This window comes from Streptomyces sp. NPDC058221, assembly GCF_042882365.1.
Taxonomy (GTDB): Bacteria; Actinomycetota; Actinomycetes; order Streptomycetales; family Streptomycetaceae; genus Streptomyces.
In genome coordinates, this window is sequence record NZ_JBHVWF010000172.1 from 1 (window position 1) to 15,322 (window position 15,322).

A 15,322-nucleotide genomic window follows, 5' to 3' on the forward strand; every position below is an offset into this window, starting at 1 on the left:
GGGCCGGTTCGCACCGGCCCTCCCCCTCCCTCTTCGTGCTGTGCAGCCTGCCGGTCAGATCACCGGTGCGCCCGTGCCCGGCTCCTCGCTGATCGCCGGGCGGCGGCTCGCGATGACCTTCTTCGCGAGCGAACGCGGGCTGGTCAGGAAGCCGTACCCCCACGACATGTGCATGGTCGCCAGTGCCACCGGGATCTGCGCCCGCGCCTTCAGCGGCAGTCCCCTGCCGGCCGGCAGCGATCCGGCGACGATGGCCGCGGCGTAACCGGCGGGGACGACCAGCGCCCACGGGGTGAGGGCGGCGCCGGCCACGAGGCCGGCCGCGATGGCGACGACGGCGGTGGGCGGTGCCAGGTAGCGCAGGTTGATCGAGCCGGAGTGGTAGCGGGCGACGACGTGCCGCCAGCGGCCGTAGTCCTTGTACTGCTTGGCGAGCGCCCGCACGGAGGGGCGGGGGCGGTACTGCACCCGCAGCTCGGGCGAGAACCAGATCAGGCCGCCGGCCTCACGGATGCGGAAGTTCAGCTCCCAGTCCTGGGCGCGGATGAACTCGATGTTGTACCCGTCGGCCTTCTCCAGGGCCTCGCGGCGGAAGACACCCAGGAACACGGTCTCGGCCGGTCCCGCCTGCCCACCGGTGTGGAAGGCCGCGTTGCCGACGCCGATCTTCGACGTCATGGCCGCGGCGACGGCGTCCTCCCAGGCGTTCTCGCCCTCGGCCTGCATGATGCCGCCGACGTTCTGCGCGCCGGTCTCCTCCAGGAGCCGGACGGCGGTCGCGATGTAGTTCGGCGACAGCATGCCGTGACCGTCGACGCGCACCACGACGGGGTGCCGGGAGGCCTTGATCGCGGCGTTGAGCGCGGCGGGGGTACGGCCCGTGGGGTTCGGCACGGTGTGGACCCGGGGGTCCTCCGCGACCAGTTCCGCGGCGATCTCGTCCGTACGGTCCGTGGACGGGCCGAGCGCGATCACCACCTCCATCTCGCCGTCGTACTCCTGCTCCAGGATGTGCCGGACGGAGTTCCTGAGATGGCGCTCCTCATCGAGCACCGGCATGATCACGGAGACGGCGGGGTGCTGCGCGGCAGACATGTGGTCCTCGGGGGTCCTCGGGGGCGCCGGGGGATCGAACCCCACCAGGCGGTGTCATTCGGCCGCCACGTTACCGCGAATGGGGGACACCGGCGCGCGCCGCCGGGTCACGGGCCGGGATGCAGATCGTATGGGCCTACCGTGCGACAGGTCCCCCTTGCACCGCGGAGGTGTCCCCCCGTGCCCACGCCGCACCGCTCCCCCCGTCCGCCTCGGCCCCGCGCCGCTCCCCCGCAGCGCAGGCCGCCCAGAAAGCAGGACGAGAGACCGCGCTGGGGCATGCGGATGGCGACCGGTCTCTCCGTGCTGGTCCTCGGTGCGGGTGGCATCGGGCACGCCGTCGTGACCAACCTGGAGACCGGCATCGACCGGATCGACCCGTTCAAGGACATGAAGAACCGGCCCGCGGGCGGTCACGGCATGAATCTGCTACTGGTCGGCACCGACGGCCGCGACAAGATCACCAAGGCGGAGAAGGCGAAGTACCGGCTGGGCGGTGCGCCCTGCCACTGCACCGACACGATCATGCTGGTGCACCTGTCGGCGGACAAGGAGCGCGCCAGCATCGTCAGCCTGCCGCGCGACAGCTACGCCGAGATCCCCGAGCACCGGGACCAGACCACCGGCAAGGAGCACGCGGCCCATCCGGTGAAGCTGAACGCCGCGTACGCCGAGGGCGGGCCCAATCTGACCGTGCGGACCGTCGAGCACATGACGGGCGTCAAGGTCGACCACTACCTGGAGGTCGACTTCACCAGCTTCATGACGACGGTGGACACCCTGGGCGGGGTGAAGATCTGCACCACCCGGCCGATGAAGGACTCCTACACCGGACTGGACCTCGCGGCGGGCACCCATGAGCTGGACGGCGGCCAGGCGCTCCAGTACGTGCGCTCCCGGCACATCGACGGGGCCGCCGACCTGGGCCGGATGCAGCGCCAGCAGAAGTTCATGGCCTCGCTGATCAACCAGGCGACCAGCAGCGGGGTGCTGCTGAATCCGGTGAAGTTCCGCGAGGTCGCCTCGACGATGCTGAAGTCGGTACGGGCGGACAAGGGGTTCGGTACCCAGCAGATGCTCGACCTCGGCCAGGCGATGCGGGGCTTCACCGCCGCCTCGTCCGAATTCACCTCGGTGCCGCTGGGCAATGTCGCGTACCAGGTCAAGGGCATCGGCTCGACGGTGAAATGGGACCCGAAGAAGTCGAAGCAGCTGTTCCAGGCGCTGCGCGAGGACAAACCGCTCACGGTGAAGCGGCCCAAGCAGGCGCCGGCGACGAAGGTGGACGTGCCGCCGAAGCAGATCCGGGTCCAGGTCTACAACGGGACCCCGAAGGACGGGCTCGGCTCCACGGTCGACACGGCGCTGCACGCCACGGGATTCGACACCACCCGTGCCCCGCTCACCGCGTCGCAGCGCGACCTCAAGCACACCCTGGTCACGTACGACCCGCGCTGGGACCGGTCCGCGAAGTCCCTGGCGGCGGCGCTGCCGGGGGCGGAGCTGAAGGCGGTCAAGGGCCAGGGCGCCACGATGAAGGTGACCGCGGGCGCGGACTACTCCAAGGTGGAGCGGGTCCGGGCCGAGGAGCCGGAGCCGGGCAGGTTCGGGGCGGTCACGGGCGACGAGGTGGTCTGCCCGTGAGCGCCCGTACGTAACAGCCGCCGGGCCCGTACCTCAGTCCTCGATGCCGTCGGCGACGCGCTTCTCGCGCAGTTCCCTGATCGCGCGGCGTCGGGCCAGCCGGTGCGTACGGCGGATCTGCGCCTCCTGGTAGCGCCGGTTGTCGCGCTCCGTCTCGGGGATCACGGGCGGCACGGCGCGCGGCTTGCCGTCCGCGTCGACCGCCGCGAAGACCAGGTACGCGCTGCCGACCTGCGAGGCCGGGGTCGACTCGTTCCACCGCTCGGCCATGACGCGGACGCCGACCTCCATCGAGGAGCGGCCGGTCCAGTTCACCTGGGCGCGGACGTGAACAAGGTCACCCACGCGGACCGGCTCCAGGAAGACCATCTCGTCCATCGAGGCCGTCACCGCGGGGCCGCCCGAGTGCCGCCCGGCCACCGCGCCGGCCGCGTCGTCGACCAGCTTCATGATCACGCCACCGTGCACCGTGCCCAGCAGATTCGTGTCGCTGCCGGTCATGATGTGGCTGAGGGTGGTCCGGGACGCCGCGGTCGGCTTGCCCGGAATATCGCCCTCCGGGCGCGGGGCCTGATCTGTCATGCCCTCCACCTTATGCGGGGGCTTCGGGCCCGTCGCAATGCATCAGCTTCGCAACAGCCCTGGTCCGATTTCCCTCACACCCTGTAATAGCAGTGGCCCGGGCCTGCACACTGGGTCGCATGAACGATTGGCCCGAGGGTTGGACCGACGACAACCGCAGCGGCGACCGCTACGGGCAGGGCAGCGCGAGCGGCCGGCCCGAGGGCGCCCGCTCGATGCCGCATGTCCAGCGCCCCGTCCCGTCCCAGCAGCCCGCCCCGCCCCGTCGGCGCCCCGCGCCTCCGAGACAGCCGCAGGTGCCGCAGCAGCCCGGCGGTTACGACAGTGGTGACCCGCAGTACGACAGCGGTTACAACACGGGCCAGGTCTACGGCGACGGCGGCCGCGGTGGCGGCCAGGGCGGCGGGCCCGGTGACGGCGGATACGTCCAGGGCCGTCCGGCGGCCGCGCCGAACTGGCGCCGCCGGATCAAGATCGGCGCACTGACCCTCGTGGTCGTGGTGCTCGCCGTCTCGATCGGCACGTACTTCTGGGCCGACTCCAAGCTGAAGCGCGATGTCGACCTCTCCAAGGTCATCGAGCGGCCGAAGAGCGGCGACGGCACGAACTACCTGATCGTCGGTTCGGACAGCCGCGAGGGCATGACCGCCGAGGACAAGAAGAAGCTGCACACCGGCTCCGCCGAGGGCAAGCGGACCGACTCGATGATGATCCTGCACGACGGCGGCGACGGCCCGACGCTGGTCTCGCTGCCGCGTGACTCGAACGTCGAGATCCCGTCGTTCGTCGGCTCCGAGTCCGGCAAGAAGTACGAGGGCAAGGGCCGCACGACCAAGCTGAACGCCGCGTACGCCGAGGACGGGCCCGAACTGCTCGTCCGTACTGTCGAGTTCAACACCGGCCTGCACATCGACCACTACGTCGAGATCGGCTTCGGCGGCTTCGCCCAGATCGTGGACGCGATCGGCGGGGTCGAGCTCGACATCCCGAAGGCGTTCAAGGACAAGAACTCCGGCGCCGACTTCCCGGCGGGCAAGCAGACGCTGAACGGCGAGGAGTCCCTCGCCTTCGTCCGCACCCGGCACGCCTTCGCCGCCAGCGACCTGGAGCGTACGAAGAACCAGCAGAAGTTCCTCGCGGCACTGGCGAGCCAGACGGCGGCCGCGTCGACGATCCTCAACCCGTTCAAGCTGTACCCGACGATGGGCGCCGGCCTGGACACCCTCGTCGTCGACAAGGACATGTCCCTCTGGGACCTGGGCCAGATGTTCTTCGCCATGAAGGGCGTCACGGGCGGCGAGGGCACGTCGATGAACATGCCGATCTCCGGCTCCACGGGCGGCAACCTGGTCTGGGACAAGGCCAAGGTCAAGCAGCTGGTCGAGCAGCTCAACAACGACGAGAAGGTCACGGTCTCGAGCGACTGAGGCGGACACCGGCCGAGGAGGCCTGCGCCCAGCCGGCCGGTGCGGCCCGCCCCAGCCCGTCCGGACGGGCTTAAGAGGGTCGCCCGGTGCCATCGCCCCCAGCCCGTCCGGCGTTTGAGGACGGAACCGGTGACGTGGTGGCCGGTGCGGAAGGGTGCGGGTTGCGTCCGGTGACCGCTTCGTCCTCAATCGCCGGACGGGCTTGAAAGGGTCGCCCGGACGTGTTGGGACGGGCCCGGGCCCGAAGGGGACAGGACCGGGTCTGAAAGGGACAGAGCCGGGCCTGGAAGGGACAGGACCGGGTCTGAAAGGGGCAGCGGGCGCTACACCCTCCCCTGGGCCAGCAGAGCCACGTGCGGCAGGGCCAGGTCACCGTCCCCCGAGGCGAATTCCGCGCACAGCACGTCGTACTCCCGCTTCGCCGCCGCCACCCCCTCCGGGCCACGGCTGTTCACCAGCTGCCCGATCGCCGCGACCCCGGCCGCCGGGCCGGCCCACCAGTTCTCCGCGTCCGTGCGGTGGTCCCAGGAGAGGGATTCGCTCCGTACGTCCCCGAGTCCGGCCGCCGTCAGCAGCGCCCGCAGACCGTCCGGGGTGCGCGGGAAGTTGTGTTCCTCGTCGACGGTGGCCAGCCAGGCGGGCCTGACCAGTCCGGCCGCCTCCGCGGCCCTTCCGATCAGCGTCTGGCCGGAGCCTGGGGGCACCTGCCAGATGGTGACGGCGACCCGGCCGCCCGGCCGGGTGATCCGGCGCAGTTCGACGAGCGCGTCCAGCGGCCGGCCCACGTGGTTCAGCACGAAGTTCGCCGCGACCGCGTCGAACTCGCCGTCGGGGTAGGGGAGCTGGGGCAGCGAACCGGTGCGGGCCTCCACACCCGGTGCCGCCCGGCGGGTGGCGGCGACCATGCCGGGTTCGGCGTCCACGGCCCGTACGACCGCTCCCCGTTCGGCGGCGGCGACCGTCACGCTGCCGCTCCCGCAGCCCACGTCCAGCAGCCGCGTCCCGCGCGCAACGGCGGCGGCGTCGAGCAGGGCGGGCACCGTATGGGCGCAGAGGCGGGCGTAGGTCCGGGCGTAGCTCTCGGCCCGCCCGTCCCAGATCCGTCGCTCACTCACGTCGAACGCGGTCACTCGGCACCTCCGGTCGGGCCTTGCGGCTCCACTTCGTCCAGGTCCTCGTGGAGCGCGCCCAGGATCCGTCCCGTGGGCCGTCCCTCGGGCGACAGTTCGGCCAGGCACCAGCCGGGCAGCCGCGCCTCGGTCTCGGGCGGGAGATCGCCGTCCGCCGGATCGGCCAGTCCGTGGAGCAGACCGAACGCGGTCTCCTTCGCGATCTCCCGGGCTATCTCGCCCAGTTCGCCCGCGGTCAGCCCGAGCCGCAGCGCCCGTTCCACGGCTCCGCCCGCCGGCCCGTCCTTCCGATAGGCCTCGACCCAGTCGGGCGCCGCCGCACTCCAGGCGTCGATGTCCTGCCAGACCATGCGCAGGAACCGGTACCGGGCCAGCTGGGGAATGTTCTCCTCGGCCTCCGACTCGGCCCAGCCCGCCGCGTCGTCGGCCCCCAACGCCTCGAACAGGCCGGTCAGCTCGGGCAGCTCGTCGATGTCCGTCATGGATAGGGAAGGTACGCCACCGCCCCCGGCACGGCGGAACCTCTCCCGCTCCGGGTCTTACGTTCGGGCCGGACCGCGTTCGCCCCCTCTGTCACACTGTTCGAGTGATCGTCGAGCTCGCCAGGAGGCAGAGAGGCCCGGCGGTGCTCGCCGCCCTGATGCTGGCCGCGTTCGCCTTCAACACTGCCGAGAACCTGCCGATCGGTCTCCTCGAACTCATCGCCGACGGGCTGCACGTGTCCCTGCCGTCGGTCGGCTACCTGGTCACCGGTTACGGCATCACGGTCGCCGTCGCGTCCTTGCCACTGGCGCACTTCACGCGGACGATGCCCCGGCGTTACGTGCTCACGGCCCTGCTGACCGCACTCGTCGTGTCCAGCCTGGCCGCGGCGACGGCCGAGTCCTACTGGCTACTGCTCGCGGCCCGCCTGCTGACGGCTCTCGCCCAGGCCCTGTTCTGGGCGGTGATGGGGCCGGTCGCGGTGGGCCTGTTCCGGCCCGCGATCCGTGGTCGGGTGGTCGGGGCCCTGTCCGTCGCCGGTTCGGCCGCCCTCGTCCTCGGCGTGCCCGCCGGGACCTGGCTGGGCCGGCAGAGCGGCTGGCCGGTACCGATCGTGGGGGTGGCGGCCCTGGGGTTCGTCTCCCTCGTGACGATCGCCGTCCTGCTGCCGACCTCCCGCCCGGAGGAGGGGCACGCCGCGTACGGCACCCGCCCCGAAGCCCGCCGCTTCGGCACCGTACTGGCCGCCGGGACGCTCTCCGCCACCGGCGCGTTCGCCGGCTACACGTACATCGTGAAGTTCCTGGGTGACGTCAGCGGGTTCTCCGGGAGCACGGTCAACGCCCTGCTGGTGGCTTTCGGCGTCGCCTGCCTGGCCGGGGTGACCGTCACCGGAGCGCTGCTGGACCGCTTCCCGCAGTCCGTACTGGCCTCCGCTCTCGCGGTTCAGGCGGTGGGCATGCTCGGCCTGTACGCGGCCGGAGGCGATCCGGTCGCGGCGGTGGTGTTCCTCGCCCTGATGGGCGGTGCGCTCGGGCCGGTGTTCATGGCCACCCAGAACGAGATGCTGCACTGCGCCCCCGGCCGCACGGACATGGCTCTCGCGGCCAACTCCGGTGCCTACAACGCCGGGATCGCGTCGGGCGCCGCGCTCGGCGGACTGGTCCTGTCGCACTCCGGCGTCCGCGGCACGTTCCTCATGGGCGGCCTGCTGACCGTCGCGGGCTGCGCGGTCCTGCTGGGCGAACGGCTGCTGCCCGGGGGCGGCCGTTCCGTCATGCCCCGCCCGCGCGAGGACGCGAGGCACGGGTGACGAGCGGCCCTGGGGCCTGTCGTCACCCGACAGCCCCTCAGGGGCAGGAGCCCCCGAAGTTGTCCTCGTAGCTGCGGAAGACCCGGTCCGCCTTCCTGCCCTTGCCGGCGGCGGGTGCGGCCGGGTACTCGATGACGGGCACGGGCTTGCAGACGGCCCACTTCCGGGTGTCCGGGGAGTCGTCGAAACCGAAGGTGCCGCTGGCTCCGTGCACGCAGTTGACGCATTTCGCACCGGCGTCGGTGCCCAGAATGTTCATGTTGACGACGGTGTTGTACACGTCGTCGTGGCTCGGCAGGTCACCGGCTCCGGGCTTGCTCTGCCGGTCCTCCCCCTTCGCGTCTCCCCCTTCGCCGTTGAGGTCGTCATAGGCCCGGTCGGTGGCCTGGGCGAGCATGGTGAAGGCGTCGTGGTACATGACGGCATAGCCGTCGTCCAGGGGCTTCGCACCCCATGCCGGGGCGTCCGCCGGCATGGCCTTGCGAAGCTTCTCGAAGTACTCCATGAAGCCCCGGGGCCCGGCCGGGAGCTGCGCGGCGTTCTTCCAGGACAGGGTGTCGACGGAGGCCGCGCCGACGAGGGTGATCCGGGAGTCACGCAGGTGTGTGGTGATCTCCGTACCGGTCGACTCGGGGTCCATGCCGATCCCCACCTTGAGGATGCGGGTCGGCGGGGACTCGCTGCAGGAGGCTTCGCTCGCCAGCTGGTTCACCAGATGGGGCAGGTCGTGGTCGCGGCCCGCGAAGAAGACCGTGTCCGCCTTGGTCAGGCAGATGCTCCGGGCCACGTCCGCGAAGCGCTGGGGGACGCCTTTGTCGTCACCGATGAGTCCCAGGTAGGAAGCCTGGCGCTGCTTCAGTCCGTACTTCTTTCCGAAGTGCTTGAGGAAGACGTCCCTCAGGTCGGTGGAGTAGCTGTCCTTCTCCCGCCGGTCGAAGACCAGGAAGCCGGTGCCGCCCCCCGGATGCTTCTCCAGGTACGCACCCAGCGCCTGCGCCAGGAGGTCGTTCGACGGTGAGGTCTTGAAGAGGTAGCCGGCCTCCATCGTGGTCGACGTGATGATGGGGCCCACCGTCGGAATCCGTTGCTTGGACAGGGCCTCGGCCGCTGCGAGCGTGTCCGGGGTGCTGTTGGGCATGCCAAACACGCCGACCAGCGGCGCTTCCTTGTCGGCGACCATCGGCGCGAGCCGGTCGACGACGGGCTGCCAGTGGTCGAGGTCCTTCCCGTCGTTGGCCAGCAGCAGCTGGTAGCGGGGTCCGGCCTGTGCGTTCGCCCGGAGCTGTGCCACATAGGCACCCGCCAGGGCACGGGCGATCTGCGCCGTGCTCATGGCGCTGGCGGCGTCCGTGTCGAACGGCATCATCAGGGCGACACGCACGTAGGGGATGCGCGCCTCGCCGTTCTCCGGGTCCTTCCAGCCCTTCTCGACGCGGGCGTTCTCCTTCGCCACCGCCCGTATCAGGCCGTCGAGTTCGGGATCACCGTCCAGGACACCCGCGGTGACGCCGACGCACTCCTTCGCCGCCTCCTCGAAGCCGTCACCGCACTTCTCCGGCAGCATCCGTACGACGGCGAAGGCGGCTGCCGCGAGCAGGATGACGCCCACGGCCAGGACTATGACCTTGTCGGCCGGGCCCAGGGCCCGGTTTCTGAATCGGTCCAGCACAGTTCTCACTCCTCGCCGCGGAGAGGGCCGCGTCCGTAGTCAGGTCCGTACGTCGGGCAGGGCCTCCGCTCCCGTACGGCGGCCGGCCAGGAACGTGCCGCCTCGTTGAGCACCACGCGGCCCGACGGATGACGCATCGACAGAAAAGCCAGCTCGGATCCGATGTCCTCGCACAGGTCGTCCATCGGTTCCGCGTACGTCTCGGACAGGTACCAGAGAGCGTGCAGCAGCCGGTTGACGGACCGGTGTATGTCGTCGGCCTCCTCGTACAGGTGGTCGCGGGCGCCCCGGGCGATCTCGGCACGGTGGTCGGTCCACTCCGCCAGGGGAGGGTGCGGGGCCGAGGCGACATGGGGCAGGGCGTCGAGCCAGCGGTCGGCCGGCCAGCTCCCGAAGTACTCCGTCAGCCTGCTCACCACCGGTTCCGCGTCCCCGACGGCGAGCTCGTGCCGCAGGACGTCCGGCTCGTGCCCGGCTCCGCGCTCCTCGTGATGCTGCCGCAGGAGGCCGTGCAGGTCGGCCCAGCGCCGTCCCGGCTCGGCCGCGGCGCAGGTCCGGCGGGCCTCGTGGACCAGCAGGGCCCGCAGGAACGGGTCGGCCACGAATCCTGGCTCCGCACCGGGCCCGTCCCCGCCCGCCGCGTCCTGCCCGCCGTCGGTCCAGTGCTCCTCCACCAGATACCGGGCCGCTGTGGGAAGCCCGGCACCGGGGAGTCCGCCGTCGGCGAGTACGGCCGCTGTGGTCAGGACCTGTGCGGCGGCCCGGTCGCGTGCCAGGGCGAGCGGTGCCAGATGGGCGCGCAGCTGGGGCTGGGGCACGAGCCGCTCCAGCAGTACCTCGCCGACCGGCCGGCCCTCCCCGACCGGCAGGTCGAGCAGAGCCTCGGGGTCGACGCCGTCCCCGGCGCGGACGACCGCCTCGCACAGCAGGCGGCTGCCCTGCGGATGCCCACGGGTGAGGGAGTACAGGGCGGACGGAAGATGGCGGGGCAGCGGCCCCTGGGCCGCGTCGAGCATCAGCAGCAGGTCCGCTCGGCCCAGTGGGGGCAGCGGAACCGTGAGCATTCCGGCCGACGGTGAGGACGCGACGGTGCGTTCCCAGCCGGACGCGTGGGTGAGCTCGGGCAGTTCCCGCGTCGTGGCGTCCGGGTAGAGGGACGCGCCGCCGCCCAGCCTGGTCGCCACGACGACCAGGGGGTCCTGGACGCCGGATCCGGACGTGGACCGGTGGTCGAGCAGCAGGCCGACGAAACGCCGCCCGGCCGCGGTGTGCGCGTTGTCCAGCAGGACCAGCGGCCTGGGTGCCCGGTTCACACGCTGCCACCGCCCGTAGGCGTCGGCGACGTCTTCGAGGAAGGCCGCGGTCAGGGTGCGCTCGACGGCGTCCTGGAAGTCACCGCCCTGGTGGAAGCGCAGGCTCAGCCGGATCAGGGCGGCCTCGCCGTCGTCGGAGCCGCTGGAGCGGTCCCGGTACCACTGCTGAACCGCCTTCTCGGCACGGGTGCGGGTGTGCCGCCCGAAGTACTGCTGGACGACCGCCTCGGTGACAGGGGCCAGATCGTGCTGCCGCCGGTCCGGGTCAGCGAGGCGCTCACTGACGTCGTACGTCCAGTCGGTGCCGTCCCCCTCGGTGCCCCCCGCGCCCTTCGTCAGGCCGCAGGCGACGAGCAGGCGTGCGATCCGGTCACGGGCCAGCGCCTGCTGCTCCTCGTCACCGCGGTGCCAGCTGGATACGGCGAACAGCCCCGGCAGCAGACGGGAGAAGCGGAGCCGCACGGCTCCCGGCACGGCGGGCGCGAGCCCACAGGCCAGTTGCTCCAGCATCTCGACCACCGCGGACGTGTTGGCCGCCGCGGGTCCTGACCGGTGTGCCTGTTCGACCCGAGCGGCGTCGACCCTGCCGAGCGGGATCCGCCCTCGGTAGAACGCGTCCAGGGCGTCGAGGACCGCGGTCCTGCCCATTCCGTGAGCCCCGGAGAGCAGCGTCACGGGAAGGTCGTCCCGGTGCTCCTGAGGCACCAGTTCCCGCCGGTCGGGCGCCATGCCCACCAGCCGTGGAACCAGCCCTCGCAGGATCGGATCCCGTGCGTACAAAGGCGACTGCATCGCCCATCCCCCCGTTCCGCCGTACTGCTCCGTCCTGTGCGGACCTCGGTCCGCGTGTCCGCCGCGCTCGCGGCCCGGCCGCGAGGCGTCAGCCGCCGAGCATCCTGGCCAGTGCCTGGCCGACCGCGTCCATGAGGAGCTGCCGGCCGACCGTGTCGGGGGCGGAGGCGAGGAAGCCCCGGATCCGTTCCATCAGACCGCGTTGCCGGTCCGGGGGCGGCTCGTCGTCGGGGACACCGCCGCCCGCGAGCGAGTTCGCGCTCCGCAGCAGGGCCGCGAGCGACTCCGGATCGAGATCGAGTGCCGGTGCCAACTCCGTGATGAGCCTGGCGAGATCGGCGGGTGGCAGAGCGGTGTGCATCTCGATGGAGGTGGAGGTGTGCACGCTGTGGTCGGAGTCGCCCTGCGTGATGTTCTCTATCGTCCCGGCCTCTATGTGGGTGTGCTGGGTGGGCCGCCGGTACTCACGCTGCTGTGCCACATACGCACCGACATCCGTGACCCCGGCGAGCACGACTGCCACGCCCTGCGAGGTGAGTGCCACGTGTGAGCCGACGTCATGGTGGAACGGCGGTCCCTCGCAGGTGATCAGTTCCTCGTCGGCGAGATAGGTGAGCGCTCGTGCGACCTCGCTCCGGGAGAGGCTGTCGCCGAGGAAGAAGACGTCCGGCGAATCGAGGAAGCCACTGATCCGCAACGGCTGCCGGTGCGTGTTGGCATGGATCCAGTGCAGTACGGCTCGCGCGGCATGGCGTGTCCGCTCGGCGGCATTCGCACGCAGCGCCTGGAGCCGGCGGGCCCGCTCCGCCCCGGCTGCCAGCAGCGTGACCACGGGAGCCCCGGTCGTCGGCCCCTGACCGTCGACGGTCTCGATCAGCTCCTCGGCGCGCAGATGGTCGACGAGACGTCTGACCACGCTCATGGGGATGCTCTGGAGCGAGCCGAACCCCGCGCAGGAGACGTGCCGGTGCAGCCCACCCTCGGCCCTGTCCCAGACCCACAGCAGAAGGCGGGGGCCGTACCTGTCGACGTACGCATCGAGGACGTCGTGGCCGGGTAACGCCGGTATGGGATCTGACACAGACGGGGTCCTGTTCAACTTGTCTCCAACGGCTCAGCTGCCGCACCTACCCCAGCTTCATTCCCCTAATCAGCTTCGGTCCATGAGAATGCGCGTCAACTTGGTTTCAATCAACCGGATTTGGTGATTCACCGGCCGCCGGGCCGTGGGCAAGGTCCGCACACGGCCCGGTGCGTCGAGCGGAGCACCGCGCGCTAGCTGCGGATGCTGCGGGCGAGCCAGGGGCTGAGTATGGCGCGCGGGACAAGCTCCTTGTACGTCTCGTCGCCGGGCAGCGGGACGACGAACCACCGGCCCGGCGGGAAGAGCCTCCCCTTCACGTAGGCCAGGCCCCCGTACACCGAGCGGAGGAACGCGGGCACGGAGTCGCGGGGGATGTCCGCGAACGCCACTCCGTCGACGGTGATCTTCGCGTCGTCCTCGGGAAACACCTGGACGGTGACGGCGGGTGCACCGCCCAGCTCGATGAACGCCTCGTGCGGGAGCGACCCGTCCGCGTCGAGCACCGCGAAGGCGCCCGCCGACGTGCGGCGGGACGTCTGGTCCGCACCGATGTCGTCGGTGACGGTCATCTCCAGGTTGTGGGCGCGCGCGACCTCACGGACTGCGGTGACTGCGGCCTCGGTGCTCGGAAGGTGTGGGTGTCCCATGCATCGATCATGCCTCAGGGACGAAGGCCGACGTGGAATTCGTGAAGTCCGACCAGGCTCGGAGCTCGAAGGAGAGCCTGGGGCCGCGCGTGTTCTTGGAGTCGCGGACGTGGACCGAGGCGGGGGTGATTGCGACCTCGACACACTCGCTGCCGTTACTGCTGTCGCTATGGCTGCTCTTGGACCAAGCCGACCTGTCGACCATGTCGGGTTCAGCCTCCTGCCACGTACGACGTGAAGCCTGCCCATGCCTGCGGCCCGAAGGCGAGCATGGGGCCCGGCGGGTTCTTGGAGTCGCGGACGCGGACTGCGCCGGGGGTGGCTGCGACCTCGACACAGTCGTTGCCGTCACCGCTGCTGCTGTAGCTGCTCTTGAACCATGCCAGCTCAGCGGCATCCCCAGCAGTGGGCTTGTCGGTCATGACTCTCCCAGCAATTGCTCGATGAAAACCAGCGACTCCCTTGGCGAAAGGGCTTGGGCCCGGATCATCCCATAGCGCAACTCAAGGATCCTGAGCTGCTTTGACTCGGAGACCGGACGGCCGCTGAACGCGCCCTCCGAACGCCCTACCGCGCTGCCGTCGGGGAATTTCAGCACCTCGATCAGCCCACCCGTGCCGGGGTGTTCCTCACGATGGGTTGGCATCACCTGAATCGACACATTGCGCAACCGCCCTACTTCCAGCAGGTGTTCCAGCTGTCGTCGCCACACCATTGTGCCCCCGACAGGGCGGCGCAGCGTTACTTCCTCCTGTACGAAGCTGAGCGACGGGATCGGGTCACGGTCGAAGACGGACCGCCGGGCCATGCGAGCTGCCACCACGCGCTCGATCTCGTCCAGCGTGTACGCCGGCAGCCACGACGCGAACAGGGCTCGCATATGACCCTCGGTCTGGAGGAGCCCGTTGATGTTGTGGTGGTGATAGGCCTCCACCTCAACGGCCTTGGCCTCCATCCTCGCCAGATCCCGCACCTTCTTCGGGTACCGGACCTCCGCCACGTCCTGCTTCATCGCGGCGATCTTGCCGCCCGCACCCGCCACCTCGTCCGCTCTGTCCAGGAACTCCGGCCGAGGGATGCGTCGCCCGCCCTCCACCTTGTAGACCAGGTCCTCGCCGTACCCGATCGCGGCCCCGAACTCGGCGGCCCGCATCCCGGCCGCCTCCCGCCAGGCCCTGATCTGGCGGCCCACCGCCGCGACCACCGCGGCCCCCGACTCGTCATCGGGATCGACGTCCCAACCGGGCTCGTCCGCCCCGCCGTCACCGTTCTCCGCACCGACCCCGTCCACACTCATCCGTGCCCCACTTCCGACGTGCGTGCCGTTCTTCCTCAACCGCGTCTGTTCCCCGCACGTCACTCCGGACAGCCGGGACAGCGCCGGACAAGCCCCGGACAATCACCGTACGCAACGGCTCAGTCACTGTGCACGGTACGCAGGCGCGGCCACGCTGAGTGATGTGAACCAACAAACCGCCACCCCCCAACACCCCACTGCCGAGCGCACGTTCACCGTGCTGCTCTCGCCCACCCGCCGGGGCGCCCGGCTCGCGCGCCTCCTCGTCGTGGCCCATCTCGACCTCTGGGGCCTGCCTTCGGAGTCGGCCGCGCACATCGTCGCGGAGCTGGCCGCCAACGCCGCCACGCACGGGCGGGTGCAGGGACGTGACTTCCGGCTGAGCCTCACCGTCCACGGGGACACACGGCTGCGGGTCGAGGTGACCGACACCCGGGGTGACCGCCTGCCCGTCCCGTCCGCCCCGGAGAGCGACGCCGACAGCGGACGCGGCCTCCTCATCGTCGAGGCCCTCGCCGACCGCTGGGGAATCATTCCTGGCCCGGTCCCGCGCAAAACGGTCTGGGCGGAGCTCAGCCTCGTACCGTGACCGCCTCGGACCGTGCCCGATTCCACCGGGTCGTAGACGCCCACGACTTACGCGGCCACGACCCGGTCAGCCACGACGCGGCGGCCCACGACGTCTAAAGGCTTTTAAAGAACCAAGGGAAATAACCCAACCAAACCCACCCCACCCCCCGTCCGGACGCTCATCACTCGCGCGGGTGACAAATGGCAACTCAGCTGGATTTGGGACGGGTTGGCTGGCATATGCTCGCCGCGACAACCACAGACACGAGACGGCCCC

The 15,322-nt window shown here is 70.7% G+C and carries 15 protein-coding genes; 4 read left to right on the forward strand and 11 right to left on the reverse strand.

Annotated elements, in window-relative coordinates:
- Positions 1 to 54: 54 nt before the first annotated feature.
- Complete coding sequence (locus ACFVW8_RS34115; protein ID WP_389696998.1) at positions 55 to 1,095, reverse strand: glycosyltransferase family 2 protein; 1,041 nt, start codon at positions 1,093 to 1,095, stop codon at positions 55 to 57.
- Positions 1,096 to 1,374: 279 nt separating this feature from the next.
- On the opposite strand from ACFVW8_RS34115, the gene ACFVW8_RS34120 reads away from it, so the two are divergent.
- Positions 1,375 to 2,739 (forward strand): LCP family protein, encoded by a 1,365-nt coding sequence (locus tag ACFVW8_RS34120; protein WP_389696999.1) that lies wholly within the window; start codon positions 1,375 to 1,377, stop codon positions 2,737 to 2,739.
- A gap of 33 nt (positions 2,740 to 2,772) precedes the next feature.
- Here the strand turns inward: ACFVW8_RS34120 and ACFVW8_RS34125 are convergent, their stop codons facing one another.
- Complete coding sequence (locus tag ACFVW8_RS34125) at positions 2,773 to 3,321, reverse strand: acyl-CoA thioesterase (RefSeq protein ID WP_389697001.1); 549 nt, start codon at positions 3,319 to 3,321, stop codon at positions 2,773 to 2,775.
- A 119-nt stretch (positions 3,322 to 3,440) separates the two neighbouring features.
- Here ACFVW8_RS34125 and ACFVW8_RS34130 point away from each other — a divergent pair, with 119 nt between their 5' ends.
- Positions 3,441 to 4,748, forward strand: a complete 1,308-nt coding sequence (locus ACFVW8_RS34130) for an LCP family protein (protein ID WP_389697003.1) — start codon at positions 3,441 to 3,443, stop codon at positions 4,746 to 4,748.
- Between the two features lie 323 nt (positions 4,749 to 5,071).
- Here the strand turns inward: ACFVW8_RS34130 and ACFVW8_RS34135 are convergent, their stop codons facing one another.
- Both ACFVW8_RS34135 and ACFVW8_RS34140 read right to left on the reverse strand, forming a co-directional pair.
- A complete protein-coding gene (locus tag ACFVW8_RS34135) occupies positions 5,072 to 5,878 on the reverse strand; it encodes a class I SAM-dependent methyltransferase (protein WP_389697005.1) in 807 nt (268 codons plus the stop codon).
- On the reverse strand, positions 5,875 to 6,360 hold the full coding sequence (locus ACFVW8_RS34140) for a hypothetical protein (protein ID WP_389697007.1): 486 nt from the start codon (positions 6,358 to 6,360) through the stop codon (positions 5,875 to 5,877). The genes ACFVW8_RS34135 and ACFVW8_RS34140 overlap by 4 nt, the downstream gene beginning before the upstream one ends.
- Positions 6,361 to 6,518: 158 nt before the next feature.
- On the opposite strand from ACFVW8_RS34140, the gene ACFVW8_RS34145 reads away from it, so the two are divergent.
- Complete coding sequence (locus tag ACFVW8_RS34145; RefSeq protein ID WP_389697025.1) at positions 6,519 to 7,673, forward strand: MFS transporter; 1,155 nt, start codon at positions 6,519 to 6,521, stop codon at positions 7,671 to 7,673.
- 37 nt (positions 7,674 to 7,710) lie between these two features.
- Here the strand turns inward: ACFVW8_RS34145 and ACFVW8_RS34150 are convergent, their stop codons facing one another.
- The 7 genes from ACFVW8_RS34150 to ACFVW8_RS34180 form a co-directional block, all read right to left on the reverse strand.
- Positions 7,711 to 9,342, reverse strand: coding sequence for an ABC transporter substrate-binding protein (locus ACFVW8_RS34150; RefSeq protein WP_389697009.1), 1,632 nt, complete (start codon positions 9,340 to 9,342; stop codon positions 7,711 to 7,713).
- 5 nt (positions 9,343 to 9,347) lie between these two features.
- Positions 9,348 to 11,447 carry an ATP-binding protein gene (locus tag ACFVW8_RS34155; protein WP_389697011.1) on the reverse strand — a complete coding sequence of 700 codons (2,100 nt, stop codon included), beginning with the start codon at positions 11,445 to 11,447 and terminating at the stop codon, positions 9,348 to 9,350.
- An 88-nt stretch (positions 11,448 to 11,535) separates the two neighbouring features.
- Positions 11,536 to 12,528 (reverse strand): hypothetical protein, encoded by a 993-nt coding sequence (locus tag ACFVW8_RS34160; protein WP_389697013.1) that lies wholly within the window; start codon positions 12,526 to 12,528, stop codon positions 11,536 to 11,538.
- A 194-nt stretch (positions 12,529 to 12,722) separates the two neighbouring features.
- A complete protein-coding gene (locus ACFVW8_RS34165) occupies positions 12,723 to 13,178 on the reverse strand; it encodes a hypothetical protein (protein ID WP_389697015.1) in 456 nt (151 codons plus the stop codon).
- A gap of 7 nt (positions 13,179 to 13,185) precedes the next feature.
- Entirely contained in the window at positions 13,186 to 13,383 is a 198-nt protein-coding gene (locus tag ACFVW8_RS34170; protein WP_389697017.1) for a DUF397 domain-containing protein, read from the reverse strand.
- Positions 13,384 to 13,390: 7 nt separating this feature from the next.
- Positions 13,391 to 13,600 carry a DUF397 domain-containing protein gene (locus ACFVW8_RS34175; protein ID WP_389697019.1) on the reverse strand — a complete coding sequence of 70 codons (210 nt, stop codon included), beginning with the start codon at positions 13,598 to 13,600 and terminating at the stop codon, positions 13,391 to 13,393.
- Positions 13,597 to 14,475: a helix-turn-helix domain-containing protein gene (locus ACFVW8_RS34180; RefSeq protein ID WP_389697021.1), complete on the reverse strand. Its 879-nt coding sequence runs from the start codon at positions 14,473 to 14,475 to the stop codon at positions 13,597 to 13,599. Before ACFVW8_RS34180 ends, ACFVW8_RS34175 begins: the two co-directional genes overlap by 4 nt.
- Positions 14,476 to 14,638: 163 nt before the next feature.
- On the opposite strand from ACFVW8_RS34180, the gene ACFVW8_RS34185 reads away from it, so the two are divergent.
- Positions 14,639 to 15,064 carry an ATP-binding protein gene (locus ACFVW8_RS34185; protein WP_389697023.1) on the forward strand — a complete coding sequence of 142 codons (426 nt, stop codon included), beginning with the start codon at positions 14,639 to 14,641 and terminating at the stop codon, positions 15,062 to 15,064.
- The last annotated feature ends 258 nt before the right edge of the window (positions 15,065 to 15,322 follow it).

Coding starts and splice junctions, on each gene's coding strand:
- ACFVW8_RS34180 (WP_389697021.1), bottom strand. CDS start 14,475: ATGAGTGTGGACGGGGTCGGTGCGGAGAACGGTGACGGCGGGGCGGAC.
- ACFVW8_RS34125 (WP_389697001.1), bottom strand. CDS start 3,321: ATGACAGATCAGGCCCCGCGCCCGGAGGGCGATATTCCGGGCAAGCCG.
- ACFVW8_RS34170 (WP_389697017.1), bottom strand. CDS start 13,383: ATGGTCGACAGGTCGGCTTGGTCCAAGAGCAGCCATAGCGACAGCAGT.
- ACFVW8_RS34145 (WP_389697025.1), top strand. CDS start 6,519: ATGCTGGCCGCGTTCGCCTTCAACACTGCCGAGAACCTGCCGATCGGT.
- ACFVW8_RS34155 (WP_389697011.1), bottom strand. CDS start 11,447: ATGCAGTCGCCTTTGTACGCACGGGATCCGATCCTGCGAGGGCTGGTT.
- ACFVW8_RS34165 (WP_389697015.1), bottom strand. CDS start 13,178: ATGGGACACCCACACCTTCCGAGCACCGAGGCCGCAGTCACCGCAGTC.
- ACFVW8_RS34130 (WP_389697003.1), top strand. CDS start 3,441: ATGAACGATTGGCCCGAGGGTTGGACCGACGACAACCGCAGCGGCGAC.
- ACFVW8_RS34175 (WP_389697019.1), bottom strand. CDS start 13,600: ATGACCGACAAGCCCACTGCTGGGGATGCCGCTGAGCTGGCATGGTTC.
- ACFVW8_RS34115 (WP_389696998.1), bottom strand. CDS start 1,095: ATGTCTGCCGCGCAGCACCCCGCCGTCTCCGTGATCATGCCGGTGCTC.
- ACFVW8_RS34120 (WP_389696999.1), top strand. CDS start 1,375: ATGCGGATGGCGACCGGTCTCTCCGTGCTGGTCCTCGGTGCGGGTGGC.
- ACFVW8_RS34140 (WP_389697007.1), bottom strand. CDS start 6,360: ATGACGGACATCGACGAGCTGCCCGAGCTGACCGGCCTGTTCGAGGCG.